General features: G+C 67.4%; 23 protein-coding genes. 3 read left to right on the forward strand and 20 right to left on the reverse strand.

The annotated features are described in order from the left end of the window. Positions 1-320: 320 nt before the first annotated feature. The 20 genes from VAE54_RS08735 to VAE54_RS08830 all read right to left on the reverse strand — a co-directional run bounded on the left by VAE54_RS08735 (position 321) and on the right by VAE54_RS08830 (position 20,706). Entirely contained in the window at positions 321-1,673 is a 1,353-nt protein-coding gene (locus VAE54_RS08735; RefSeq protein ID WP_322801573.1) for a hypothetical protein, read from the reverse strand. A 384-nt stretch (positions 1,674-2,057) separates the two neighbouring features. Beyond that, positions 2,058-2,816 carry a hypothetical protein gene (locus VAE54_RS08740; RefSeq protein ID WP_322801574.1) on the reverse strand — a complete coding sequence of 253 codons (759 nt, stop codon included), beginning with the start codon at positions 2,814-2,816 and terminating at the stop codon, positions 2,058-2,060. Beyond that, entirely contained in the window at positions 2,761-3,909 is a 1,149-nt protein-coding gene (locus tag VAE54_RS08745) for a hypothetical protein (protein WP_322801575.1), read from the reverse strand. The genes VAE54_RS08740 and VAE54_RS08745 overlap by 56 nt, the downstream gene beginning before the upstream one ends. Before the next feature lie 540 nt (positions 3,910-4,449). Further along, entirely contained in the window at positions 4,450-5,181 is a 732-nt protein-coding gene (locus VAE54_RS08750) for a YceI family protein (RefSeq protein ID WP_322801576.1), read from the reverse strand. An 83-nt stretch (positions 5,182-5,264) separates the two neighbouring features. Continuing rightward, positions 5,265-5,681, reverse strand: a complete 417-nt coding sequence (locus VAE54_RS08755; RefSeq protein WP_322801577.1) for a class I SAM-dependent methyltransferase — start codon at positions 5,679-5,681, stop codon at positions 5,265-5,267. Between the two features lie 11 nt (positions 5,682-5,692). Continuing rightward, positions 5,693-6,409, reverse strand: coding sequence for an ABC transporter ATP-binding protein (locus tag VAE54_RS08760; protein ID WP_322801578.1), 717 nt, complete (start codon positions 6,407-6,409; stop codon positions 5,693-5,695). 123 nt (positions 6,410-6,532) lie between these two features. After that, complete coding sequence (locus VAE54_RS08765) at positions 6,533-7,774, reverse strand: ABC transporter permease (protein WP_322801579.1); 1,242 nt, start codon at positions 7,772-7,774, stop codon at positions 6,533-6,535. 95 nt (positions 7,775-7,869) lie between these two features. Beyond that, entirely contained in the window at positions 7,870-9,273 is a 1,404-nt protein-coding gene (locus tag VAE54_RS08770) for an efflux RND transporter periplasmic adaptor subunit (protein WP_322801580.1), read from the reverse strand. Between the two features lie 191 nt (positions 9,274-9,464). Continuing rightward, positions 9,465-11,045: a HAMP domain-containing sensor histidine kinase gene (locus VAE54_RS08775; protein ID WP_322801581.1), complete on the reverse strand. Its 1,581-nt coding sequence runs from the start codon at positions 11,043-11,045 to the stop codon at positions 9,465-9,467. Positions 11,046-11,080: 35 nt separating this feature from the next. Continuing rightward, a complete protein-coding gene (locus tag VAE54_RS08780; protein ID WP_322801582.1) occupies positions 11,081-11,896 on the reverse strand; it encodes a PDZ domain-containing protein in 816 nt (271 codons plus the stop codon). Positions 11,897-12,529: 633 nt separating this feature from the next. Next, positions 12,530-12,835, reverse strand: coding sequence for a type II toxin-antitoxin system VapC family toxin (locus VAE54_RS08785; RefSeq protein ID WP_416223791.1), 306 nt, complete (start codon positions 12,833-12,835; stop codon positions 12,530-12,532). 96 nt (positions 12,836-12,931) lie between these two features. Further along, the gene (locus tag VAE54_RS08790) at positions 12,932-13,174 is read right to left on the reverse strand and encodes a FitA-like ribbon-helix-helix domain-containing protein (protein ID WP_322801583.1); all 243 of its coding nucleotides are present in this window, start codon (positions 13,172-13,174) and stop codon (positions 12,932-12,934) included. Positions 13,175-13,362: 188 nt separating this feature from the next. Next, positions 13,363-14,061, reverse strand: coding sequence for a response regulator transcription factor (locus VAE54_RS08795; RefSeq protein WP_322801584.1), 699 nt, complete (start codon positions 14,059-14,061; stop codon positions 13,363-13,365). A 62-nt stretch (positions 14,062-14,123) separates the two neighbouring features. Next, the gene (locus VAE54_RS08800; RefSeq protein ID WP_322801585.1) at positions 14,124-14,972 is read right to left on the reverse strand and encodes a metal ABC transporter permease; all 849 of its coding nucleotides are present in this window, start codon (positions 14,970-14,972) and stop codon (positions 14,124-14,126) included. A gap of 3 nt (positions 14,973-14,975) precedes the next feature. Further along, positions 14,976-15,809 (reverse strand): metal ABC transporter ATP-binding protein, encoded by an 834-nt coding sequence (locus tag VAE54_RS08805; RefSeq protein WP_322801586.1) that lies wholly within the window; start codon positions 15,807-15,809, stop codon positions 14,976-14,978. Between the two features lie 34 nt (positions 15,810-15,843). Continuing rightward, positions 15,844-16,809 (reverse strand): metal ABC transporter substrate-binding protein, encoded by a 966-nt coding sequence (locus VAE54_RS08810; protein ID WP_322801587.1) that lies wholly within the window; start codon positions 16,807-16,809, stop codon positions 15,844-15,846. A gap of 15 nt (positions 16,810-16,824) precedes the next feature. Beyond that, positions 16,825-17,238, reverse strand: a complete 414-nt coding sequence (locus VAE54_RS08815) for a Fur family transcriptional regulator (protein WP_322801588.1) — start codon at positions 17,236-17,238, stop codon at positions 16,825-16,827. Positions 17,239-17,502: 264 nt separating this feature from the next. Beyond that, entirely contained in the window at positions 17,503-19,263 is a 1,761-nt protein-coding gene (gene recN, locus VAE54_RS08820) for a DNA repair protein RecN (RefSeq protein ID WP_322801589.1), read from the reverse strand. Positions 19,264-19,304: 41 nt separating this feature from the next. Then, complete coding sequence (locus tag VAE54_RS08825; RefSeq protein ID WP_322801590.1) at positions 19,305-19,802, reverse strand: hypothetical protein; 498 nt, start codon at positions 19,800-19,802, stop codon at positions 19,305-19,307. Positions 19,803-19,878: 76 nt separating this feature from the next. Further along, a complete protein-coding gene (locus VAE54_RS08830; protein WP_322801591.1) occupies positions 19,879-20,706 on the reverse strand; it encodes a DUF92 domain-containing protein in 828 nt (275 codons plus the stop codon). A gap of 138 nt (positions 20,707-20,844) precedes the next feature. On the opposite strand from VAE54_RS08830, the gene VAE54_RS08835 reads away from it, so the two are divergent. From VAE54_RS08835 to lipA, 3 genes are all read left to right on the forward strand, one after another. Next, a complete protein-coding gene (locus VAE54_RS08835) occupies positions 20,845-21,441 on the forward strand; it encodes a sulfite oxidase-like oxidoreductase (protein WP_322801592.1) in 597 nt (198 codons plus the stop codon). 56 nt (positions 21,442-21,497) lie between these two features. Continuing rightward, entirely contained in the window at positions 21,498-23,723 is a 2,226-nt protein-coding gene (metE, locus tag VAE54_RS08840) for a 5-methyltetrahydropteroyltriglutamate--homocysteine S-methyltransferase (RefSeq protein ID WP_322801593.1), read from the forward strand. Positions 23,724-23,812: 89 nt separating this feature from the next. Continuing rightward, entirely contained in the window at positions 23,813-24,781 is a 969-nt protein-coding gene (gene lipA / locus VAE54_RS08845) for a lipoyl synthase (protein ID WP_322801594.1), read from the forward strand. The last annotated feature ends 590 nt before the right edge of the window (positions 24,782-25,371 follow it).

Here is a 25,371-nt window from a genome sequence, read left to right on the forward strand (position 1 = left end):
CGCGGCAAAGGGCCTCCGCCGCGGTGGGGGCGATCCAGGCCAGGGGGAAGCCCTCCGCTTCGGCCAGGGCCTGGAGGCCGAGGGCCCGGAGGGGGCATCCGCTCACCACGCCGATCGCCATGGCGTTCCCTCCGCCCGGATTCTACTTTAGGATTCTCATACATTCGGATCAAGGGTGGACCAGGAGGATCGGATTCGGCTTGAACGCCCGGGAATGGGCCTTCGTGCCAGCGGGCCCGGCGGTGGCCCGATGATCCAGAGGGGCTGGCGATGGGCCTCATCCCGGGGGCGCGATCCCAGTCGGGAGGCAGCGGAGATCTTCATGGAACCGCCACAACCAATAATGCGTTGTCTCCTCCCGCCTGTGGAGATACCCCCTGGATCGCCAGATGGCGAGCGTCGGGCGACCACCGCGCCGTAATGGGCTCGAATCCCGCCGTGCGCCAGCGCTCTGCCCAACGCCATTCGTGGGCCAGCTCCAGAACGGCCACCCCGTCGTCCAGGTGCAGGGCCAGCCTCCCGGAGTCCGGGGACCAGGCCAGGAAGCCGTGCGGGCGCACCGGGGCGAAGACCAGGGGTTCGCGGCCCGGCGGATCGGTGGAACGCACCCAGGCGGCGGAGGCTTCCCGACCGTTGAGATCCTGAAGGGCGGCGAGCCACTCGCCGTTCGGAGAGAAACGGGGATCGGTCAGCGGCCCCAGGTTCTCGGCCTGACCCGACTCGGCGTGGTAGAGATACCAGACGTCGTGTCCCTCCCTCCCCAGGGCCTGCACGAGGAGATGATAGGTGTCGGCGGAACGGGTGCCCAGGGCCCTGCAGACCCGGTTGGAACAGCCCATGCCGAGATATTCCGGCGCCCCGCGCACCACTCCTTTCCCGGGCATCAGGATCAAAGGCCCTCCGATCACGGGAGCCGTGATGAGCACTTCCCGGTTGCTCAACCAGAGGTCGGGGCCGGGCGCGCCCTCCGCCGGCTGGGACTGCCACGTGGCTTCCGCCTTCACCTTTCCGGTCGTCAGGTGGATGACTCGGGTGCCCGTGTCGTCGGAAACGGCCAGGTATGTGCCATCCGGGGAGAAGCTGCCGGCCACCAGGCGGCCATCCTGCCGGCGCAGGGCATGCGTCTCCCGGTCGTAAAGATAATCGCTCCTTTCCCCGCTCAGGATCAGGGTGGTTTCAGGGGTTGACACTTCGACCCCGGTCAACGTCCCGGCGGCGGTTCGGAGGAGGAGACGGTGGTGGGACGCCCGCTGAATGCTCCAAATGGGCTCCGGCAGATCTCGAACGGCTTCGGGGGATCGGTCACGACATGGCGTGAACTCGACGAGCTGGTTCTCCGCCGAGAGCAGGAGGGCTGTTCCGTCGGGCATCCAGGCCAGGGTGCTGGCGAAGTAGGGATAGGTCACGGGGACCGGGGAAGGGCACACCCGGCCGGTTGTCCTATCGTAGAAAAAGAGATGGCCCGGCGGATACAGGAAGTCCACCTGGATCTCCCCGGTGGGGGACCAGCTGTGCGGCAACAGGCGGGCGGCGGAGGGGGTGGACGGTGTGGGCCGCAAGCCCTCGCCGGCCGGCGGCGTGGCGATCGGCGGGCGCTGAGGCGGCGCGGAGATACAGCCCGACGCGAGCGCGATAAACAGCAAGGCCATGCATTCGGATCGCTTTTTCAACATAATGTTCCTCCTACAAGGGAAGTGCCTGCGCTGAGGCAGCTCCCACTGCCAGCCGGGACGGGCGCGGTCCAGCAGCGCCTGGACCTCGGGCTCCCGTAGCGACCGCACGCCCAGCCGCCCGCCGCTGAGCGTTTCCACCTCCCAGGTCAGGGCGACGCATATGGAACGTCCCGCATCCTACAGCAGCCATTGTTCGGTCCTCGCTTCCCCTCCGCTCGGATCAGCCTTCGGTTTTCATTCGATCCAGCCGGCAGGAGCCGTGGTCCTCTAAAGGAGGACACAGAGTGGCCTTCCGGGTTCCCAGCCCAGGGCGGCTGGGAACCCGACGACCTCCCTATCCGCCTTTTCGCTCGCCATCCGCACAACGTCTCCATTGGGGTGGGTTCAGTGCAGGGACCAGAGGCGCACGGTTCCATCTAGAGATCCGGAGGCCAGCGTTCGGCCGTCGGGGGAGGTTTTGAGGGTGAGGATGGCGTCCGTGTGGCCTTCCAGGATCTGGAGCAGCGCCCCATCGGGCACCCGCCAGATTTTCACGGTTCCCTCTCCACCGCCTGAGGCCAGCCAGGTTCCTCCCGGCCCGAAGGCCAGGCGGAGCACCGCCGCGGTGTCCGCCGCCCAGCGCCCGAGGAGCCGTCCGGTCGCCACGGAATACCGGGCGATCCAGGGGCCGTTGCTGCCGCCCTCCGCGATGGCCAGCCACTCGCCTGCCTCCGAGAGGGCCAGCGCTTCGATCGGCTTTCCGGTTCCCGGCTTCACGCGCTGCCTCAGGGCGCCATCCGGGACCCGCCACACCCCGATTTCCCGGCCGTCGGAGGCGGCCACCCAGTTGCCATCCGGCGAGAAGGTCACCAGAGAGAGGATCTTCCCGGAGAGTCCATCCAGCCGGCGCAGGGCTTGCCCATCCGCGCGGCGGAGGATCCGAAGACCGCCTGCCGGATCGCTCAGGGCGAGGGCCTCGCCATCGGGGGAGAAGGCGGCCGTGCCACCTCCAGGGATCCAGAGCACGCGCTGTCCATCCGTCGTTCGCCAGATTCCCCACCCGCCCTCTCCGAGCTCGCCGGGATCGGGGGCCAGCAGCCAGCGTCCATCAGGGGAAAGCGCGAAGGCGCCCAGCGGCTCCGCTGGCAGGGTCAGGCGCTGCACCCGCCGGGCCGTGGGGCCGATGGCCTCCCCAGAGCGACACGATCCACTGAGGGGCCTCGAGGGGTCGCTGACTGTAGGTCGCGATCCACAGGCGATCTTCTCCGAAGGCCAGGTCCAGCACCGGCTCCAGATATCCCTCCCAGCGGCCTTCCTGCGTCCCTTCCGGGAGACGCCGGATCTCCAGGATGCCGCCGGCGTGGGCAATGGCCAGCCGCAAGTCCCTGGGGGCAAAGGCCAGTCCCACCACGGCGCCCTCTCCCATCTCGTGCCTCCATCGGAGGCGCTGCCCGGCTCCTTCCCAGACGGCCACCGTCCCTCCTTCGGTGCCGGCTGCCAACCATCGCCCATCCGGCGAGAAGGCCAGACGACGGATGATCCCCCGGCTGCCGATAGGGAGTTTCCTGCGGAGTTGTCCATCACGCCCGGAATAGAGAAGCACCTCCTCCCCGATCCCGATCGCCAGCCACGCGCCATCCGGGGAGAGGGCGAAGGTTCTGGCCCTCTCCCCCGGCGGGAGGGCCCATGCCACCCGGCGGATCCCCACTCCGTCTGCGATCCGTCGCCATTCCACCTCCGATGGACCTGCCAGGATCAGCGTCTCCCCATCGGGGGCGAAGGCAACCCATCCGGCCCCGGGCGAGAAGATTTTCCTCAGCTCGTCCCCTTCGGGGACGCGGATCCGGCGCACGGCGTTCGAAACGGTCCAGGCCAGCTGACGGCCATCCGGGGAGAAAGCCAGGATAGGGGATTCAAAAGCGGGATCGATGGCATCGGAGAGGACCCGAATTCGCTCGATTCCCTGACCCCTATGGGCCCACAGCCACAGGTCCCGGCCCATCAGGGCGGCCAGCCAGCGGCCATCCGAGGAGAGGGCCAGGGCTTTCAGCCGGGCCGGAAGCGGTTGCTGCCACACTCCTTCGCCGGTCTCCGGCGCGAGGCCCTCCAGGCCCTTCGCAGTCTCAACGATCAGCCAGGACCCCTCTGGGCTCCAGGCAATCTCCTGCAGGATGCCCTTGCCGATCACCCGCTCCAGCTGGAACCCCGGAAAGGCTTGCAGGGGCTCCCGGGTTGGCAGAGGAGAAGACGAAGCCACGGGGCTCTCCTCGCGCCCGGGAGCTTGGAAACTTTCAGAAGGAGGAGCAGAGGGTGAGGCTGAAGGCGCACAGGCAAGCATCCCGCATAACCAGAAAAGAACGCTCCATAGCGCCCTCCAGAGGGCTTTCCGACGCAGGGGGCAGGGCTCCGCGATCCCGATGACCATCCGATCCTCCTTGCTGTTGCTTCCCATGTGAAATACCCGGTGAGCCGTCTTATGGTGGGGGATCTCTCTTCGAATTCTCCATGCCGATCGTGACAAGATCGTGACAAAACCGGGCCCCGGTGTGTTAGAATTCTGGAGCAGATCACGAGCGGGAGGGACGATCCGGCGGGTCGTTCGGCGCCTCCGGGGGGGACTTTCGGCCGGGCTTGGGCGGGCGACCCGCGCACGGGTTTCAAGCGGAGGGATCAGGAGACTTCCGCGTAAAGGCAGGGAGGGCCGCAGGCCGACCGGGTTTTCCCCGGCTCGGTCCGGCCCTCCCCGTCACGCATGCGAATCAAATCCTGGACGGTTGTCGACCCCACGCCCTATGGATCACGGCTGCCGCTGAAGCACCACGTCCACCTCGAGCCGGATGGTCTCATCCACGCTCAGCACCACGGGCACGCGAGGCGGCTCCAACCCGAAGTCAGCGAAGGTGAACTGGGTGCGCGCCCGGGCGATGATGCGATCCCCCTCCACCCGCGCCGTCACTTCCCAGGTCACCGGACGGGTGGTCTCCCGGATCGTCAGATCCCCAATCAGCCGGAAGGTGTGCTCACCCGAGGTGGGGAGGGGCGAGGGCAGCCCCTGGATCTCGCGAGGGACGAAGACGGCATACGGATAGCGGTCGGCCTGCAAGGTGTTGCGCCGGATGAAGTTGTCCCGCCGCGCCTGATCGCTGGTCAGCGTGCGCAGGTCCACCTGGAAGCGCGAGGCCTGAGGGACGACCCGGTTGCCCTCCAGAACCAGCACGCCGGTGATGGCCCGGGTGACGCCCACGGCATCGCTGGGCAGATCCACCCCCACCAGCTGCTCGCGCACCCGATAGCGGGCCTCGCTTTCTTCCGGGATCACGAGATACGTGAGGCGATCGCCCCGGGTATCGGTGGAGGGGGCCTGAGTTGGAACAATGGCCGGGGTGGCCGGCGCGCCCGCTTCGGTGGGAACGGTCGTGGGCGTGACCGCTAAGGGCAGCTCGGGCGAGGCCGGGGCGGCGCAGGCGGCCATCCCGACTGCGATCCAGAGCAGCAGAAACCCTTTCCACAGGCGATGGGCTGGAGCCATGTCCTTCTCCTCCTCAACGGGATCGTTGTTGCCTGTCCTTATGGCGGGTCGAGCAAGAGGGCAACCACGAGCCGCTCCCCCGCTTATGAAGGCCGGAGGGCCCGGATGAGGTAGGCGTCCTCGTACTGCCACCTGGTGGGGAGGATGTGGAAGCCGACGGCCTCCAGGGCCTGACGGACGATCTCCGGAGCCACGCGGTGGGATCGGGGCGGGCCCTCCTCGCTCACGGCATCCGGCCGCCAGTCCAGCAGGCCCACTCGTCCCCCGGGCCGCAGGACCCGATGGAGCTCCCGCATCAGCGCGTCGAGGTGCTCCACCTCGTGGACGATGAAAGCCCCCCACGCAGCGTCCACGGAGGCGTCCGGCAGCTCGATGCGTGGGAGCTCCGAGCGCAAGAGGCGCACCCATGGCGGGGGCTGCGGGTCCCACTTCGCCCAGCGGGCGGGATCCAGCAACCGATCGCGATGGTGCGGGTCGAAACGCCGTTCATGGGCGGTCATCGCGTCCCCCTTCACGCTCCATCCTCGAGGATGCGCTCCTCGGGCGTCACCGGCTCATCCCCCACGATGAGGCCGTCCTGGATGCGGACGATGCGCTCGGCGTGGCGGGCCACGAAGGGATCGTGGGTCACCACCACCAGGGTGATGCCGCGCTCCCGGTTCAGACGCTGGAAGAGGGCCAGGATCTCCCGGCCGGTCTTCGAGTCCAGGTTGCCGGTGGGCTCGTCGGCCAGGATGACCGCCGGCTCCGTCACCAGGGCCCGGGCGATGGCCACCCGTTGCTGCTGGCCGCCGGAGAGCTCATTGGGGCGATGGTGTAGCCGGTCCCCCAGGCCGACCAGCTCCAGCATCTGCCGGGCCCGGTCCCGTCGATCCCGCGCCCCCCGATAGATCAGCGGCAGCTCCACGTTCTGCAAGGCCGTGGCCCGGGGGAGCAGATTGAACTGCTGGAACACGAAGCCGATCTTCCGATTCCGGATCTCCGCCAGCTGGTCATCGGAGAGCCGGGAGACGTCCTGGCCCTCCAGGATATAGCGGCCCCGGGTGGGCGTGTCCAGGCAGCCCAGCAGGTTCATCAAGGTGGACTTCCCGGAGCCGGACGGCCCCATGATGGCCACGAACTCCCCACGCCGGATCACCAGATCGATCCCACGCAGGGCCGGGACCTCCACTTTTCCCAGCCGGTAGATTTTTTCCACCTTCTCCATCACCATCACCGGATCTCCCATCCTGTATCCTCCCGTTCGCATGGGATGACGAAGAACGGCAGCGATCGCGGTCCGCCTTCCGCACGCCTTCCATTTTGCCCTGGAATTCGAGCGGGCGCGGCGATCTCCGGGATCCCTCCCCGCTCACTCGTATCGCAAGGCCTCGATAGGATTCAGGGCGGCGGCCCGGAAGGCCGGGTAGATGCCGAAGAAGACGCCCACCGCCACGGCGAAGAGCAGGGCCAGGGCGATGACATCTCCGGCGACCACCGGGCGGAGCGTCCCGGTGCCGACCGGGATGCCGCGAATCAGGTTCGCCATGCCGATCCCCAGGCCCACGCCGATCAGCCCGCCCAGGCCGCTCAGGGTGACGGCCTCGGTGAGGAACTGCAGCAGGATGTCCCGCCGCCGCGCCCCTACCGCCTTGCGCAGGCCGATCTCTCGCGTCCGCTCCGCCACCGAGACCAGCATGATGTTCATAATCCCGATGCCGCCCACGATCAGGGAGATGGCCGCGATGGCCCCCAGGAAGATCGTGAGGGTCCCGGTGATCTGGGCGGAAGCCTGGATCAGATCCTGCTGGCTGACCATGGTGAAATCATCCTCATCGCCATCCAGCAGGCGATGGCGCTCCCGGAGGGTCGCTCGGATCGCTTCCATCACGGCTGGTATCTGGTCCGCTCCGTTCGCCTGGACCAGGATCTGGGAGACCACTTCGCTGCCCCGGAACTGGCCGCCCCGGGCCAGCCGCTGAACCGCCGTGGGCAGCGGGACGAAGATCTGGTTGTCCGGGCTGCCGAACCCGGTGCCGCCCACCGGGGCAAGGACGCCGATCACCCGGAAGGGAAGGTTGTTGAGGCGGACGAAGCCCCCGATGGGATCCCCATCGGGGAAGAGCTGGGCTGCCACGTTCGCGCCCAGAACGGCCACAGGGGCTCCGGTCTCCACGTGGGAGGGCGCGATGGGATCGCCGCTGGCGACCTGGAGGTTGCGGGCGATGAAGAACGCCGGCGTCACCCCCTGGACGGAGACGCGCAGGTTGGTCCGCCCGTAGATCACCTGGGCGCTGGTCTGGAACACCGGTGCCACCGATGCAACGCCCGGGAGATCCATCAGAGCCCGGGCATCGTCATACGTTAAGGTGGGAGCGGATCCCTGCGCCTGGGCGATGCCCCCTACCCGAATCGACCCGGGCGTGATGAAAATCAGATTGGTCCCGATGCGCTCGATCTGAGCGCGCACGGCCTCCTGAGTTCCCCGGCCGATGCTCAGCAGGGCGATCACCGAGGCCACCCCGATGATCACCCCTAGCATCGTCAGGAAGGAACGCATCTTGTTGGCCATCAGGCTGGCGATGGCGATCCGGAATCCTTCGACCAGATTCATCCTCGCCTCCCTTCGCTCCGGCCGCTCCCGTAAGAGGGTGCGCCTGTTGAGATGTCGGGGCGCCGCAAGACGGCGGTCCGGCGGCTGGCCTGACTTCAGCGGAAGATCCCCGGGCCGAAGAACCCGGGCCCCGGAACCCGGGTGCTGGAGGCCCCGGCCTGGGCAGCCGGCATCACCACCCCATCTCCCTCCTGCAACCCCTCCAGGACCTCCGCCATGGTGTCCCCGCGCAGCCCGACGCGCACCGGGATCGTCTCCGCATGACCATCCCGCATCACGTTCACGAACGTTTGTCCACCCCGGGTGATCAGGGCCCGCCGCGGGACGAGCAGGGCGTTCTCCCGACGGGCGACGGTGATCTGGACCTGCACCGTCATCCCGGCGCGCACCGCCGGCGTGTTCTCCTCCAGGGCGATGGTCACCGGGAAGTTCACCACCCCCTGAACCTGGGTTCCCATCGGCGACACCGAGAGGACCTTCCCCTTGAGGCGGGTGTCCGGCGCAGCCTCCGGAATGATCACGGCTTCCTGTCCCGGGGCAACCTGGGCGACATCGACCTCCGGGAGGTTCACCGCCACCTCCAGATGGCGCAGGTCCCCTATGGTCACCGCCGGCATCCCGGTGGGGGCCGGACTTCCCTCCACCAGGTTCACCGCCGTCACCACCCCATCGATGGGCGCCACCAGCCGGGCCTGCTCCAGCCGAAGCTCCAGCTGCCGCACGGCGATCTCTGCCTGCTGCACCTGATACTGGGCCAGCTGGACGTCCAGGCTGGGATCCTGCGCCTGCAGGTGGGCGAGGTTCGCCCGAGCCTGCGCCAGGGAAGCCTCGGCCGCCTTCCGCTGCTGCTCCGTGGGTCCGGACTGGGCCTTCTCATACTGCAGGCGGGCGATCTCCTTCTGGAGATCCGATTGGCCCACCCGCGCCTGCGCCAGTTCCAGGTCCACCGGGGAGACGCTGGGCGAACCGGCCGTTTTATCCCGGCTGAGCTGGGCCTGCCAGAGGGCGTTTTTGGCCACCTCATAGTTCAGCCGGGCGATCTCCACATCCCGCGGATCAGGCCCGGACTTCAGGGCCTCCAGGCTGGCCTGGGCGCTGGCCAGGGCCGCCTGCGCCGCGGCGAGATCCGCCGGGCGCGTGCGCGCCGTGGCCTGGGCCTGGGCGAGGCGGATCCGGGCGATCTCCAGATTGACGCGGGCGTTCTGCAGCTGGAGCTCCAGATCCCTCGTGTCCAGCTCCGCCAGCACCTGGCCGGCCTTCACGGCATCCCCCACCCCCACATAGACTTTGCGCACGATGCCGGACTGGGGGAAGGCCAGGTTCACCAGGGTGTGCGGCTGCAGGCTGCCGGACCCGCTGACGGTGACCTCCAGGGTGCCCCGGCGCACCCGGACCACCGCGTTCTGGCCCTGGGGGGGCCGGGCGGTGGAAGCCCCCGCGCAAGCGGTGATCAGCGCGAGCATCAGCAGGATGGGAATCCCCCGCCATCCTTTTCGCATCACACCCTCCTCATCCCATAGGATTCAGCGCGAAAGCGTCTCCTGGACGCCCTGGATCGGCACCTCCTTACTCCAGATCGGTGAGGCGCGCCTCCGGGTGGGTGGCCAGATCATGCGCCGGCGGCAGATCAACTGTCCGCATCCTCACGAGCCATCGTCGGTTCTCGGGGTATCGGCATGAGGGCCCCCCTTCATAGAGGGAGGATCAACTCGAAGCGGCTGCCCCGGCCGGGCTGGCTGTGGGCGTCCACCCGCCCGCCGTGGGCCTCCGCGATCCAGCGCACGATGGCCAGACCCAGCCCGCTTCCCTCCGCTGTGGCGTTCCGCCCGCGATAGAAGCGCTCGAAGATGTGGGGCAGATCCTCCGGATCGATCCCCGGGCCGGTGTCCTCCACCCAGATCCGAACCCGGTTCTCCTCCCGGCGTGCTCCGACAACGATCCGCCCGCCGGCCGGGGTGAACTTCACCGCGTTGTCCAGCAGATTCGAAAGGGCCATCTCCATCCGCCAGCGATCGCATGAGATCTCCCCCAGCCCCTCGGGCAACGTGAGCTCCACGGTCAATCCCTTGCGCGCGGCGGCCTCCCGGAACATGGAGACCGCGGCGCGGAGGATATCCGCCAGGGGGTGCTCCGCCCGCTCCAGCTGGATCAGCCCCCCTTCCAGGCGGGAGAGATCCAGCAGGTTCTGGGTGATCCACGCGAGTCGATCCACCTGGGCCTGGCTCTCGGCGAGGAAGGCGACCCGGGCCTCCGGGTCCTCCGCCACCGGCCCCTGCAGCAATTCCAGGAAGGTTCGAAGAGCCGTCAGGGGCGTGCGGAGCTGATGGGAGGCATCGGCGATGAAGCGGCGCAGGGCATCCCGCTCCCGGGCCAGGGCGTCGAAGCTCGCCTGCAGGCGCTCCGCCATCCGGTTGAGCTCAGCGGCGAGATGGCGCAGCTCCACCGGGCCCGCCTCCGGCGCGCGGATGTGAAGGTTTCCCTCTCCCATCTGCACCGCCGCGCGGGCCAGCTGGCGGATCGGGCGGCTCAGGGCCTCGCTCACCCCCAGGCCCAGCAGCCCGGCGAGAAGCGCCGCGCCCAGCCCGGCGAGGATGAAGGCGCGGGTCGTCGCAGCGATCACCTCCAGGCTGGGCTCCACCCCCGCCTGCAATTCCACATAACCGATGGGCGCCTGCGGATCCCCGATGGGAGCCCGCGCGATGAGGGGGAGGACAAACGCCGTCCCCTCGGCCTCAGCCCCCGGTGATCCGGGGAAGCTCTCAAAATGGAACCGGCTTCCCCACGGGCTGCGGAACTGGCGGATGCGCATCCAGCGCAGGCCCCGAGGCCCCCATCCCGGCTCCGAGGGGATCTCCGGACCCGGGAGATACAGAGAGGCCCAGGGTGGAGACTCAGTAGCACCGGTGCTGGGAGCGGTTGGAGGAGCCGGCGCAACCCACAGCGCCCTGCCGCCTTCCACCAGCGGGCCGGAGTCCGCCAGCACCCGGCCCTGGGCGTCCAGGATCCGCACCCGGGCGTTCCCCAGGAAGGCGGTGGCATAGGCCAGGCGGGCCAACCCTTCGGGCCACGGCGCCGGCTCCATGAACGCCCGGGCCTGCCGGGCCACCGCCTCCGCATTCGCCTGCAGCACGGCCTCTTCCTGCCGGATCCCATAGGCGCGCAGCAGGCTCACCGTCAGCACCCCGGTGATCCCAACGGCCACCACGCTCAGGAGCAGGTAGCTTCCGATCAGCCACCCGCGGATGGAACGGATCCGCCAGAACGTCCGCATGGTGCCTCCTCGTAGGGCAACGGCTTGCCGTTGCCCTACTCACCGGAAGGTGTGGGGGTGGGCCGGCGGAGGGGGCCGAAGCCCCACGGGCGATATCGGACCCCCAGATAAGCATGACCGGGCTGCTGCGGGTGCTCGCCCAGGGTCACCTCCACCCCCCGCTCGCCCTCCCCCGGCCGCCAGACCGTCACCGTCACGCGATCCCCGGGGCGGTGGGCAACGATGCGGACGGCCAGATCCCCATCCGGGCCCAGGGCCTGCCCATCCACAGCGGTAATCCAGTCTCCAGGACGGAGACCCGCCCGCTCGGCCGGGCTGTTCGGCTCCACGGAAAGGATCAGGGCCGCCGGCGCAGGGGGCCCGAAACGCCCCCACGGCCCACCCCAACCCCAGAACCCCCTTCCATTCCATGGGAAGGGGAAGCGCTCACCGGACTCCGGGGCGATCACCACCCCCAGATAGGCCTGCCCATTCCGATCCCCCAGGATCACCATCCGCGAGCGTCGCTCATCCCCGTGCTGCACCGTCACCGTCACCGCATCCCCAGGCCGATGGCGGCCCAGGATGGCTCGCAAATCCATAAGGGAACGGACCAGCTCGCCGTCCACCTCCAGCAGGAGATCCCCCCGGACCAGCCCCGCCCGATCCGCCGGACCGCCGGGCTCCACCTCCAGGATGAGGAGGCCGGTCGTCCGGGCGGGGGCCGGGGTCGGAGAGGCAGTGGGAGCCGGAGCGGCCATGACCCGGAAGAGCACCCCTCCGCGGGCGAGCAGGAACAGCGTCCCCACAACGACGCCGATCAGCCCCGCGATTCCCAGAACCCCCAGACCGATCCACACCCACCGGCGCATCGGTTCCCCTCCTCTTCAGAAGGCCTGTCCGTGAGGAACATGCTATGCCCGGAGCATTGTGCCCCGGTTGTCCTCCTGTTAAGGCTTCTTAACAGGGCGGCTAAGGTGTCGATGGGGCCTCGCTCACTCGAACCTCTGTTCCAGGCGCTTGATCGGAACGCCAGCGGGTGCTATCGTTTCGGTAACTGGGAAGTCATTTCAAAATTCTGTCCAGGCAGATGAGAAAGCACCGGGTGCTGGAATGAGGGAAACAGGAGCTCGTCAGGGGTTGAGATGCTCATCGCCTACCTGGAACGGACCCGGCCGGAGAGGAACGAGCGCCGCTTCTACGCCGTGTACTTCGCGAACACCCTCCTCGGCCCGGCCGTTGTCCGCGTGCACGGCCGCAAGGGAGCCTGGCGCGCGTGCTCCCGCCCGTGCGCTTTCCCGACCCGGAGGCCGCGCGGCCGTACATCGAACGCTTTATCCGGAGGCGGCTGCGGCGGGGGTACAGGACGTGTCGGTTGCGGGCCGACCAGTGAATTCAGGACCATACTCGTTTTGACCCTCCCGTGGCTCGAGGAGACGGTTCACCCACCGGCAGGCGTCGCGGGCCGGTCAGGAGCGGGGGAAGCGCAACGTTCCTGGGCCAGGTCAGCCTTGAGCGAAAGCTTCCAGGGACACCGCCTCCCGAGGGAAATCGCGCAGGATCTGCTGATCTCTCGTTACCAGAGGCACTCCCAGCTCTTGCGCCAGGGCCACAAACTCGCAGTCATATGCCGAACATGTGCTCTTTTCCACCAGCTCCAGAACGTGAAGGGAGTTCACCATGTACTCCCGCCCCGCCATCAGGCGCATGGCTTCATCCATGATACTCACAGCATCTTCCAGGGATAACCACCCCTTCCTCATGTAGAGGGCGAGGATATTCCACAACTCGCTCCGCCACAGCAAGGGCACCGCCCACTCCGGATCCTTCAACAGAGCCCGTTCCGCCAGAGCAGAGTACTCGCTGGTTTAGGTACAAATACCCGATGATATTGATGTCCACAACAATCATGGCCGCCCTGTCCGCTTGGCCGCGTTCAAAGTTGCCTCGTCAAGGGGATGCATGCGCGTCTTCTCCCGCAACTGCCGGGCCCGGACCAGGAAGATCTCCGGATCCACCCGATAAGCGCCCACCGCCTGTTCCAAACAGAAGATAATTTCGCTGTTCAGACTGCGGCGATGCATTTCGGCCCGACGCTTCAACCGCCGGTACAAGTCTTCTGGCATGTTCTTGATGGTCAATGTGGGCATGGAAACACCTCTGTAGGATACCGCTTTGTAACCATTTTGGTCTTCCCACGGGAGAGCATCCCCTGGCCTTGTCCCCTCCCCTTTTGCCTTTATTCCACCCCATGCTATACTTCCCTGGCATTTAATACCTGACGCATCACGCCGCTGGACCGGCGCTTCCTGGTGGGCGACTGGATGCTCGCCTTCCTCTACGGCTGGAACTTATAGCCCACGCCGCGTATGGTGACGATCCAGCGAGGGGCGGAGGGGTTTTCCTCCAGCTTCTCCCGCAGGTGGCGGATGTGGACGTCCACCGTGCGATCATCCAGGACCTCACGGTCGTAGCCCCAGACGGCCTCGAGAAGCTCCTCGCGGGAGAAAGGGCGGTTCGGATGGGTCACCAGGAACCGGAGCAATCGGAACTCCGTGGGGGTCAGGGGGACCAGCTGGCCGGCCCGGGTCACCTGGAGCCGCCCCAGGTCCACCTCGATGTCCCCGAAGCGGATCCGTTCCCCGGGAGCGACCATGGCCAGCTCGCCGTAGGCGCGGCGGAGCAGCGCCCGCACCCGGGCGATCAGCTCCCGCAGCCGATAGGGTTTGACCACATAGTCGTCAGCCCCCACTTCCAAGCCCACGACGCGATCCACTTCCTCGTCCAGGGCGGTGAGCATCAGGATCGGCTGGCGGAGGCCCTCGCCGCGCATCCGGCGGCAAACCTCAAAGCCATTGAGGTCCGGCAGCCGGATGTCCAGGATGATCAGATGCGGATCCCACTGGCGGGCCGCCTCCAGGGCCTTCTCCCCGGTATCCGCCCAGAGGACCTCGTATCCTTCCTTCTTCAAAGCGTATTCCAGGCCCCGGGCGACCGCCGCCTCGTCTTCCACAATCAGGATCCGTTCCCCCGCCATAACGCCCGAGCTCTTCGCTCACGAGAGGTCGGTACAGGAGGATCAACGGCGCACACCTTCCCTCACGCCCGGGACGATCCCCGCACGATCTGCAGGAGCCGGACCACCAGAAAGACCACTGTCGCGGTGAGCACAATGGCGGCTCCGGAGGCCACGCCGGCGTAGTAAGACGCATACAGTCCGACGACGGCGGAAAAGGACGCCAGGGCGACAGAGAGGGCCATCATCGTCGGCAAGCGGCGGGCCAGCAGATACGCCGTCGCCGCCGGGGTCACCAGCATCGCCACCATCAGGGCCACCCCCACCGTCTGCAGCGCCACCACGATGGTGACCGCGATCAGGATGAGCAGCAGGTCCTCCAGCAGGCGGGTAGGAAGCCGCAGGGTGATCGCCAGGGTGGGGTCGAAAGAGATCACCAGGAACTCTTTGTAAAAGAAAATGATGAAAGCGAACACGAAAGCGGCGAAGATCCCGAGGCGGATCAAATCGCTCTCCCCCACGCCCAGCACATCCCCAAAGAGCAGATGGGTGAGGTCGACGGCGTAGCTTCGGGAGGTGGAGATGAGGAGGACCCCCAGGGCCATGGCCCCGGCGAACAACACCCCGATGGCCGTATCCTCCTTCAACTGGCCTCCCCGGCTGAGGCTCCCGATCCCCAGCGCCGCGAGGATCGCCGTGCCCAGGCCCCACCAGAACAGGGAATCCCGGGAGCCGCCTCCCAGCAGGTAACCCAGGGCGAGGCCGGGAAGGATCGAGTGGGCCAGGGCGTCACCGAAGAACGCCATCCCCCGCAACACCACATACGTCCCCACCAGCGCGCAAAGCCCGCCGGTCACCACCGCGGCGATCAACCCCCGCACCATAAAGGCATACTGCAGAGGATCCAGCAGGACGCGCAGCACCTCCCCCACCGCTTATCCTCCCTCGCAGCAGGTATCCCCGATAGCGACCAGCTCTCCTTCCACGGGGATCAGGCGCAGGTGCCCCCCATAAGCCGCCCGCAGGGCCTCTGGGGTGAAGACCATATCGGGAGGCCCGAAGGCGATGAGGCGCCGGTTCAGCAACAACACGCGATCGAAAGAAGATGACGCCTGCTCCAGATCGTGGGTGGTGAGGAGGATAGTGACCCCCTGCCGGCGGAGGTGCTCCAGGATCTCCAGGATGCCTTCCTGGGCCGGCAGATCCAGGCCGGTGAACGGCTCATCCATCAACAGCAGTTCCGCCTCCTGAGCCAGGGCCCGGGCGATGAACATGCGCTGCTGCTGCCCGCCGGAGAGCGCCCGTATGGGGCGATCGGCCAGATCCGCGATACCCACCTGCTCCAGGGCGCGGCGAACGATCGCCCAGTCCCGGGGTCCGGGATGGCGCAACAAGCCCATCCTCCCGATCCGACCCATCATCACCACATCGGCAACCGTCAGGGGAAAATTCCAGTCGACCTGGTTCCGCTGGGGGATGTAGGCGATACAGAGATGCCCGCCGGGGCCACGGCCGTAGATCCGCACCGAGCCCGTCGTCGGTGTCAGCACCCCCGCGATGATCTTCAGAAGCGTGCTCTTGCCCGCTCCATTGGGGCCCACGATCGCGATCCGCTCCCCCGCCTCCACGGTGAACGAAACATCCTCCAGGGCCACCACGCGATCATAGCGCATGGACACATGGGAGACTTCCACAATCGGTTCTCCCGGGGGATGATCGATATCTCGCTCCCGCAAGGTGGCCTTCCGCCACAGATTCACCAGCCCCATCGCCCCCTCCCTTTGGACCGGAATGCTGGCCGGTTCAGCGCAGCGCCTCCACGATCCGCCGCACGTTATAGCGCATCATCTGGATGTAGGAATCCGCCTCTCCCCCCGGCGGGCTGAGGGAATCCACATACAGCTGCACCAGCCGCGCTCCCGTATCCTGAGCGATGCGCCGGGCCAGGGCTGGATCCACCGTGCTGCTCACGAAAATCGCCGGGACGCCCAGAGCACGGATGGTTTCCTCCAGGGCAGCGATCTCCCGGGCCGACGGCTGGGCGACCGTGCTCACGCCGGGGAGAATGACCCCCACCTGCTCAAATCCATACCGGTGGGCGAAATAGCCAAAGACCTGATGATCGGTGACCAGCTTCCGACGCTCCGGAGGGATCTGCGATACCTGCTCCCGGATCCAGGCATCCAGCTCCCGGAGCTGCGCCCGATAGGCCTCAGCGTTGCGCCGATACCGATCCGCCCGCGCCGGATCGGCCCGGCTCAGCGCGGCCTCGATGGTGTGGGTCCAGGTGATCACATTGTTCGGATCCAGCCAGACGTGGGGATCCCACTCCCCGTGGGCGTGAAGCTCGGTCCCCCCCGCGGATTGTCCCTCGGAATGGGCTTCCACCTCGAATGGACGCAGGGGGATCCCCTCGGTTAGCTCCACGCGCAGGGCTTTCCCCCCCGCGCTCCGCAACAGCGGCTCCAGGAAGACCTCCAGGCCCGCCCCGACGGCGAACACCACGTCCGCGTCGGCCACCCGGGCGATATCCTGAGGGCTGGGCTCGAAGGCGTGGGGGTCGGCTCCCAGGGGCAGAAGGACCGTCACCTGCACATGCTCGCCGCCGATCCGGCGCACCACGTCGCCCACGATAGGGGTCGTAGCGGCGACCGTCAGAGGGCGAGGCGTGGGGATCGGAGCGGCCGCCGGCGCTCCGCACGCCGTCAGGAGGATCGTCAGCGCCACGGCGATCCGCCCGATGTGAGGAAGGCGTGGAAACCCAGGCATAGGTTCCTCCTCTCTCTACTTCCGACATGGCGCGCAAAGACCGATCAGCTGGAGCAGATGATCCTCCACGCGAAACCCCGTCCGCTGCTCGACCTGGGCGATCAGGCCGCTCAGGTCCTCCGCGCCGGGAAACTCCACGGCGCGCCCGCAGCGGCGGCAGATCAGGACGTGGTGGTGGCCCGGCGAGGCCAGGATATAACCGTCGCAGCGCGCCTCCTGATGAACCCGGCGAACCAGCCCGGCCTGCTCCAGCACCTCCAGCGCCCGGTAGACGCTCACCAGCCCCAGCGAGGGATGCATCCGCCGCCCCCGGGCGTGGATCTCCTGAGGGGACAGCGGACGCCTGGCCTGTTGCAGGACCCGCAGCACCACCCGACGGGGCATTGTGACGCGCCACCCGGCCCGATTCAACCGCTCCTCCCAGCTCACGCCGCCCCTCGCTTACTGAAAAAATTTTTCAATAATATCGTAGCGGGAAGAAGCCTCTCTGTCAAAAATTCGGAGCTGCGCTGCAGGGTGTTCCCCCCATGGGCCTTCCGGGTCGCTTCCCGATCGGAGAGGCGGTTCTTGCTTCCGGGCGGGAGGCGAACGATGGATAGCCGGAGGACGGGAGGATTTTGGGGCAATAGGGGGGCAGGCCTTCGGCGCGCCCGCCCCGGGAGAAGACAAGAGGGCCTGATCCATCCTTCGGATTCACCGGCGACGGGAAGCGGAACGGGCGGTCTCCCCGGTCTTCACCCGCGCCACATATTCCAGGATCTCCCGGGCGCTCTGCACCGCTGCCCGGCCGGTTCCCCCCAGCATCTGCGCCAGCTCCGCCACCCGCTCTTCCCCCTCCACCCGGGCCACCCGGGCCACCGTGCGATCGCCGATCACATGCTTTTCCACCTTGAAATGGGTGTCCCCGAACCCGGCCAGCTGAGGGAGATGGGTGACGCAGAGGACCTGGTGGTGGCGGGCCAGGCGCCAGAGCTTTTCCCCGACCACCGCCCCCACCCGTCCCCCGATCCCCTGATCGATCTCATCGAAGATCAGCGTGGGGACGGGGTCCGCCTGGGCCAGGGCCACTTTCAGCGCCAGCATCAGCCGGGAGGTCTCACCCCCCGATGCGATGCGAGCCAGGGGCCGCAATCCCTCCCCGATGTTCGGAGCGATCAGAAAGGTGACGCGATCCAGCCCGGTGGCGTCGAACGCCCAGCGGGTGCCATCCGCATAAGCTCCCTCCGGGTCCGGCACCCGTTCCAGGGCTACCGCGAACCGCGCCCCGGCCATCCGCAGATCGGCCAGCTGGGCTTCCACCTCCCGCGCCAGCCGCTCCGCGGCCTCCTGGCGCTGACGGGAGAGCCGCAGCCCCAGCTCCCCGATCTCCCGCAGCAGGCTCTCGGCCTCCTCCTCCAGGGCCGTGAGTCGCTCCTCCGCGTGGGCCAGGGTCTCCAGCTCCTGCTTCGCACGCCGCGCATAGGCCAGGATCTCCGGGATCGTATCCCCGTATTTCCGCTGGAGCCGCCGGATGAGATCGAGCCGCTCCTCGATCTGGGCCAGCCGCCGGGGGTTGAATTCGATCCCCTCCCGATAATCCCGGACCATGTGGGCCAGGTCCTCCACCTGAGCGATCAGGCTTCCGATGGTCTCGATATAAGGCTGGAAGAGGGGATCGATGCGCGCCAGGGCCTGAAGGGAACGCGCCGCCTCGCTCAGACGATCCAGCGCCGAGGGCGCTTCTTCCTCCCCCTCGTAAAGGGCTCGATAGAGGGCATCCGCGAGATGGGCCAGCTGCTCCGCATTCGCCAGGCGATTTCGCTCCTGGAGAAGTGCCTCCTCCTCGCCCTCCCGGAGCCGGGCCGCCTCGATCTCCTCGATCTGGAAGCGGAGGAGATCCATCCGACGGACCTTCTCCCGCTCGTCCTGGCGCAGCTGTTCGATCTCCCGGCGCACCGCCCGCCAGCGGGCAACCCGCTCCGCCAGCGCGGCCCGCAACTCCCCGACCCCCGCGTATCGGTCCAGCAGCTCCAGCTGCTCCCGGGGGCGCAGGAGCGAGAGGTGTTCCGTCTGCCCGTGGATATCCACCAGGATCTGCCCGATCTCCCTCAGAACATGCAGGGGAACCAGCCGGCCGTTCACCCGGGCCACATGTCGACCCCCCGGACGGATTTCCCGGCTCAACACCACTTCCCCTGGGGGTTCCGCCTCCAGCAGGCCATGCTGCTCCAGGATCGGGGCGAGCAGCGCACCCACCGCGGCGTCCACCTGGAACAGCCCCTCGATCAGGGCCCGTTCCGCGCCGGCCCGGATCATCTCCACATCCGCCCGGCCGCCCACCAGCACCGCCACCGCATCCACCAGGATGGATTTCCCGGCTCCAGTTTCCCCGGTCAGCACATTCAACCCGGGTTCCAGGCGGAGGGTGACCTCATCGATGATGGCGAAATCCCGAACGTGCAGCTCAATAAGCATCCCGTCTCCCGTATCGATAGACTCGCGGCCTGTCGATCCTCTCATCGCCAGAACCGAAGGTAGCCGATCACCGTGCTGATGGCCATGGCCAGATAGATCCCATCCCACAGGAGGCGTGGGAGAAACAGGGGAAAAGCCAGCAGGAGCGGCAGGCGAAAGGGCGCAAGCCCAGCGACCAATCCCCCGCTGACCACCAGCCAGATCCAGCGCCCCCGACGCCGCCCGATGAGCCGGTGCACGATCTCCGCGGCCAGGCTCCCCACCAGCGGGCCGATGAAGATCACCCAGAAGCCCAGAGCGGCGACGATGGGAGCGGCCAGCAGGCCGATCGCCGTCGCCACCAGGGCCGCCAGGCCGTAATCCAGCGGGCGGGCGTTGAAGAAAACCGCCTGCTGGCCGGCCACACATGCCCGACAGCGATATCCCACCGGCGTCTGAACCGCGCACCGGATGCAGATCGGCCGCCCGCATCGGTTGCAACGCAACGCGGTGGGGGTGCCGGGATGAAAGGCGCAGAACAGGGTTTCCTCCCCGGCCATCCATGGCCTCCTTTATCATGATAAGACCTACGCCGCTGATCTCCGATGGGAAAGACAGGTGTCCCAACCGGATGGATTATCCCCGGACGATGATCCACAGACCCATCGCAAGGGCTCCGGCGAGGGCGGCCAGGGCGTTGACGCCATCGTTGTTCAGCCCTTTCCATCCCCGCAGCGGGCGGGTCGGCTGGCCGCAGCGATGGATCCGACGCTCCGTTTCTTTCCCGCACCGATCGCACCAGTAGATCTGCTGCACCGTCGCGCCCAGCAGGCTGTCCAGCAGCATCCCGAGGAAGCCGGCCAGCCCCACCGGCAGGGCCATCCCGAGGGATCCGCCCACCGGGCTCAGCCCGACCGCCAGGATCCCGATCCCCAGCGCCCCCAGCCCGCCGGCGATCGTCCCCTCCCGCGTGATCGCCCCGGAGGTTCCCGGAGGAACCCGCTTCCCCCTCCAGATATCCCAGGGGGAACGTCCACGGAGCAGCCCGACCTCCGTCGCCCAGGTATCCGCCGTGACGGCCGCCAGGCTCCCGGCGAACATCCACCAGAACGCCGGATGCGGAGAGAACCCCCAGAGGATCGCCAGCATCGCCCCGACCCCCCCGTTCGCCAGCGCCTGCCCCAGGTCCCGACGCCCGCCCTTGGCGAAGTCCAGGGCCGCTTCCGCCTTCCGCCGGGATCCATAGCGGGTCAGCGCCGAGGAGGAGATGAAAAACGCGATCAGCAGCACCGCCCACGGCCATCCTCCGAAACCGAAGACCGCCGTGCCCACCAGCACCGCTCCCAGCCATCCGCTCCCGGCCAGCATGCCCAGCCGGAAGGCGATGCCCCCAGTGAGGCCGCTGAGCGCCAGGCCCAGGATCAGGCGCTGGGCGATCTGCCCATTCTCGATTCCGGGCGCCATTCCGTGTAGAATCTCCAGTAACCGGGCCGCACAGCATCCGGCCCGGGGATATCCGGAGACTGCGTGGTTTCCATTATCCTTTATCCTTTCTTATGGCGCTCCGGGAACCCACAATCCGATCATCCAATGGAGGGGGCAATGCGGTTCGAACGGAAGATTCATGAGGAAGCGGCCCGGTTCGCCCGGCGCCTGCCGCCCGGGCAGGTCCTGACGGAGAAATTCCCGGTGCTGCATTACGGGCCGATCCCGAAGTTCGATCCGGCGACCTGGGACTTCCGGGTCTTCGGGCTGGTGGAAGAGGAGAAGCGCTGGACCTGGGAGGAGTTCCAGCAGCTCCCCCGGACCACCATCACCATCGATGTGCACTGCGTCACCGGGTGGAGCAAGCTGGATACCACCTGGACCGGGGTGGCCTTTCGGGATCTGCTGCGGTTCGTTCGGGTGAAGCCTGAGGCCCGCTACGTGATGGCCCACTGCGAATACGGGTTCACGACCAACATCCCGATGGAATACATGGAAGACGCCCTGCTGGCCACCCATTACAACGGGGAGCCGCTGACGCCCGAGCACGGTTACCCCCTCCGCCTGATCGTGCCCCGCCTGTATTTCTGGAAGAGCGCGAAATGGCTCCGGGCGCTGGAGTTCATGGCCGAGGATCGGCCGGGCTTCTGGGAGCAGGCCGGCTATCATATGCGGGGGGACCCGTGGCGGGAGGAACGGTATCGGGAATGGTGAGCGGAAGGCCGGGATGGGCCTGGGATCCTTCAATACTCTCCTCGCAGGAGGGACCGATGCACACCTACGCGTATGGCTATCCCCGCCTGGGGCGCAAACGGGAATATAAATCCCTGATCGAGGGCTTCTGGGCCGGGAAGCTTCAGGAGGCGGAGCTGGTCGCTGGCCTGGAGGCCCTGGAGGCGGAGCGCCTGGAGACCTATCGACGCTTTGTGGATCGCTTCCCGGTCGGCGAGCTCTCCCTGTATGACCCGATGCTGGACACGGCCCTGATCCTGGGGCTTTACCTGAACGGCGAGCGGCTGGAGGATTACTTCGCGCTGGCGCGGGGCGAGAAGGCCCTGGAGCTCACCAAATGGTTTAACACCAACTATCATTACCTGGTCCCGGAGATCCCCTTTGCGGGGGGGCAACCTCCGGCCTTCCGGGTCGCCTGGAACAAACCCCTCGAAGCGTTCCGGAAGACCCCGGACGGCATCCCGTATGTGATCGGCCCGTATACGTTCCTCCGGCTCAGCAAGGGATATCCCCCGGAGGCCTTCGGGGCGCTGTTCCGCGCGCTGATCCCAGCCTATGCCGAGCTGTTCCGATCCCTGAAAGCGGCCGGCGCCGCCATGATCCATGTCGATGAGCCTGCATGGGTGACGGACGTGCCGCCCGAGCACATCGCGCTGATCCGCGAGGCTTACGCCGCCCTGGGCCGGGAGGCGGAGCTCCTGGTGTTCACCTACTACGATAGCGTGGATTTCCTCGAGCAACTCTACGATATGCCGTTGCGGGGCATCGGGCTGGATCTCATCCACGGCGCGGAGAACCTGGACACGCTCCGGCGGGCGGGCTTCCCCTCCGACAAGATCCTGATCGCCGGGATCGTGGACGGCCGCAACGTCTGGAAGACGGATCTCCGGAAGGCCGCGCGGCAGATCGAGGCGCTCCGCCGGTGGACTTCCGCCGAGATCTGGATCTCCAACGCCGGGCCACTCTATCACCTCCCCGTAACCGTCGAGCTGGAATCCCGTCTCGATCCGGCCCTTCAGGAGCGCATCGCCTTCGCCACGGAACGCCTCAAGGAGCTCCACCTGCTCAAAACCCTGATGACCGAAGGGGAGACCGAAGCGGTGCGGCGATGGAATGCCCCAGCCCACCCCACCGATCACTGGTATCGCCCGGAGGTCCAGGAGCGGGTGCGCCGCTTAAGGCCGGAGGATTTCTCCCGCGACCTCCCCTACGCAGAGCGATCCCGACGGCAGCGGGAACGGCTGCCTCTTCCCCTCTTCCCCACCACCACCATCGGCAGCTTCCCCCAGACGGAGGATCTGCGCCGGGCCCGCACGGCCTATCGCGCGGGGAAGCTTCCGGAGGCCGAATACGAAGCCCTCATCCGGGAGCGGATCCGGTATGTCATCCAGGTCCAGGAAGAGCTGGGCCTGGATGTGCTGGTCCACGGGGAGTTCGAGCGCTCGGACATGGTGGAATTCTTCGCCGAGCGCCTGGAGGGCTTCGCCATCACCCAGCACGGCTGGATCCTCTCCTACGGCACCCGTGTGTATCGGCCGCCGATCCTGTATGGGGATGTCCATCGGCCCCGGCCGATGACCCTGAAAGAAATCGCCTACGCTCAATCCCTGACCGCGAAGCCTGTGAAGGGCATGCTCACCGGGCCGGTGACCATGCTGGCCTGGAGCTACATCCGGGAGGACATCCCGGTGCAGGAGGTGGCCTTCCAGCTGGCCCTGGCCATTCAGGATGAGGTGCGGGATCTGGAGGCGGCGGGGATCCGGGTGATCCAGATCGATGAGCCGGCTTTTCGGGAGCGGGCACCTCTCAAGCGGCGGCGGTGGCCTGAATACTTCGACTGGGCGGTGAAGGCCTTCCGTCTGGCCTCCCGGGCCCGGCCGGAGACCCAGATCCACACCCATATGTGCTACTCGGAGTTCAATGAGATCATCGAATACATCGACGCCCTGGACGCCGATGTGATCAGCATCGAGGCCACGCGGAGCCGGGGCGAGGTCATCCACGCGTTCGAGCGCCACCGCTATGAGCGCCAGATCGGCCCGGGCGTCTACGACGTGCATTCCCCCGCCATCCCCACGCCGGAATCCATGGAAGCGATCATCGAACGGGCCATCCGGGTGATCCCTCCGGAGAACATCTGGGTGAACCCGGACTGCGGGCTTAAGACCCGACGGTGGGAGGAGGTGATCCCCTCCCTGCGCCATATGGTATCGGCGGCCCGGCGCCTCCGCGAGCGCCACGGGGCGGCCGTGCCGACGCCCTGAAACGGAAAGGGGGCCAGAGTTTGCATCCCGGCCCGCTTTTGTGTTAGGATGAACGCGTCATCGGCCAACCTCCGGAACGAGGTGAGCGAATGGCTTCCACGATCCGCGAGCCCATCCCCCTGGAAGCGGCCCCGGTCTCCCCGCCCCGTCTCTCGCGGCGCCCGGAGTGGTTGAAAGTTCGGGCCCCCCAGGGGGAGACCTATGAATTCGTGCTCCGGCTGATGCGGAGCAAGCGCCTCCACACGGTCTGTGAGGAGGCCCACTGCCCGAACATCGGGGAATGCTGGGGGCGCGGCACGGCGACGTTTATGATCCTGGGGGACGTCTGCACCCGTTCCTGTCGGTTCTGCGCAGTCAAAACCGGCCGCCCGCTCGCCGTGGATTGGGATGAGCCGAACCGCGTGGCGGAGGCCGTCCGGGCGATGGGGCTTTCCCACGCGGTGATCACCTCGGTCAACCGGGACGAGCTGCCGGATGGAGGTGCCACCCTCTTCGCGATGACCATCCGCCGGATCCGGGAGCGGGTTCCGGGTTGCACGGTGGAGGTGCTCACGCCGGACTTCAAGGGATCGATCGATGCCCTGCGCATCGTCATCGAGGCGCGGCCGGACATCTTCAACCACAATGTGGAGACGGTGCCCCGGCTTTTCAAGAAGGTGCAACCTCAGGATCGCTACGAATGGGCGATGGCCACGCTTTCCAACGCCAAGAAGCTGTGGCCGGAATGCGTCACCAAATCCGGGATCATGGTCGGGCTGGGGGAGACGTGGGCGGAGATCATCGACGTGATGAAGGATCTGCGAGCGGTGGGCGTGGATATCCTCACCATCGGTCAGTATCTCCAGCCTTCCCGGAACCATCTTCCGGTGGAGCGGTTCTACCGGCCGGAGGAATTCGAGGAGCTGAAACGGATCGGCTACGAGCTGGGGTTCCGATGGGTGGAAAGCGGCCCGCTGGTGCGCAGCAGCTACCGGGCGGAGGCCCAGGCCCGGGCCCTCTCCCGGGTGCCCCGGCCGGCGGCAGGGGAAGCCGCGCCAGACCCCCCGATCCGGCCGTGATCCGGGTGAGTTCCCCAGCGCCGTCGGATCCCCGGCGGGGGGAAGGGCCATCCCGCCCCCCCCCGGATCCAGGCCTAGCGGCGTCCGTCCCGCATAAAAAGCGAAGCGCCGGGGGCCGCCATCCCCGGCGCTCGGCTAAAAGGAGGAGAAGAGGTTCCGCCCGCTGCTCACTTTACAGGATACGCCACGGCCGGCTTCTCCGCTGGACGGAAATCCGACGTTTCCCTGACGTTTCCTCGACGTCGGAGGCGATCCCCTGGACCGGGCCTTCGGGGGGGAACCCCCTGGCCCCTCCCACAGCGCCATTCCCATATCAGGTCGGAGCTCCGTCATTCGTTCCCTTCCCCGCTGGGGGGCTTTCGGGGCTGGGCCGGCCGCCTTCAACGGCCAGTTCCGCCTCGAAACGCCGGGGAAAGGACCGTCCCGCTTTCCCGCATCCCAGCCCGGCAGGAGTCAGGCGGCAGGTTGTCCCGCGGAGTATGGAAGTTTGGTGGAGCACGGATCGCTGGGCCCTTCCCTCCTAAGCCCTTCCCGCAGAGAAGAGAAGAGAGGAAAAATAATTGGGGGTGGGCCAACCGGGGGTCAGAGGC

This window comes from Thermoflexus sp. (genome assembly GCF_034432235.1).
In the GTDB taxonomy this organism is placed as follows: domain Bacteria; phylum Chloroflexota; class Anaerolineae; order Thermoflexales; family Thermoflexaceae; genus Thermoflexus.

Excerpts from the sequence above, each read along its gene's own strand:
- VAE54_RS08780 (WP_322801582.1), bottom strand. The coding sequence starts at position 11,896 with ATGCGCCGGTGGGTGTGGATCGGTCTGGGGGTTCTGGGAATCGCGGGG.
- VAE54_RS08805 (WP_322801586.1), bottom strand. The coding sequence starts at position 15,809 with ATGGGGCTGGTGAATCTGTGGCGGAAGGCCACCTTGCGGGAGCGAGAT.
- VAE54_RS08750 (WP_322801576.1), bottom strand. The coding sequence starts at position 5,181 with ATGGCTCCAGCCCATCGCCTGTGGAAAGGGTTTCTGCTGCTCTGGATC.
- VAE54_RS08810 (WP_322801587.1), bottom strand. The coding sequence starts at position 16,809 with ATGCCTGGGTTTCCACGCCTTCCTCACATCGGGCGGATCGCCGTGGCG.
- VAE54_RS08770 (WP_322801580.1), bottom strand. The coding sequence starts at position 9,273 with ATGCGAAAAGGATGGCGGGGGATTCCCATCCTGCTGATGCTCGCGCTG.
- metE (WP_322801593.1), top strand. The coding sequence starts at position 21,498 with ATGCACACCTACGCGTATGGCTATCCCCGCCTGGGGCGCAAACGGGAA.
- VAE54_RS08765 (WP_322801579.1), bottom strand. The coding sequence starts at position 7,774 with ATGAATCTGGTCGAAGGATTCCGGATCGCCATCGCCAGCCTGATGGCC.
- VAE54_RS08790 (WP_322801583.1), bottom strand. The coding sequence starts at position 13,174 with ATGCCCACATTGACCATCAAGAACATGCCAGAAGACTTGTACCGGCGG.
- recN (WP_322801589.1), bottom strand. The coding sequence starts at position 19,263 with ATGCTTATTGAGCTGCACGTTCGGGATTTCGCCATCATCGATGAGGTC.
- VAE54_RS08775 (WP_322801581.1), bottom strand. The coding sequence starts at position 11,045 with ATGCGGACGTTCTGGCGGATCCGTTCCATCCGCGGGTGGCTGATCGGA.
- VAE54_RS08795 (WP_322801584.1), bottom strand. The coding sequence starts at position 14,061 with ATGGCGGGGGAACGGATCCTGATTGTGGAAGACGAGGCGGCGGTCGCC.
- VAE54_RS08755 (WP_322801577.1), bottom strand. The coding sequence starts at position 5,681 with ATGACCGCCCATGAACGGCGTTTCGACCCGCACCATCGCGATCGGTTG.
- VAE54_RS08835 (WP_322801592.1), top strand. The coding sequence starts at position 20,845 with ATGCGGTTCGAACGGAAGATTCATGAGGAAGCGGCCCGGTTCGCCCGG.
- VAE54_RS08735 (WP_322801573.1), bottom strand. The coding sequence starts at position 1,673 with ATGTTGAAAAAGCGATCCGAATGCATGGCCTTGCTGTTTATCGCGCTC.
- lipA (WP_322801594.1), top strand. The coding sequence starts at position 23,813 with ATGGCTTCCACGATCCGCGAGCCCATCCCCCTGGAAGCGGCCCCGGTC.
- VAE54_RS08825 (WP_322801590.1), bottom strand. The coding sequence starts at position 19,802 with ATGGCCGGGGAGGAAACCCTGTTCTGCGCCTTTCATCCCGGCACCCCC.
- VAE54_RS08760 (WP_322801578.1), bottom strand. The coding sequence starts at position 6,409 with ATGGGAGATCCGGTGATGGTGATGGAGAAGGTGGAAAAAATCTACCGG.
- VAE54_RS08830 (WP_322801591.1), bottom strand. The coding sequence starts at position 20,706 with ATGGCGCCCGGAATCGAGAATGGGCAGATCGCCCAGCGCCTGATCCTG.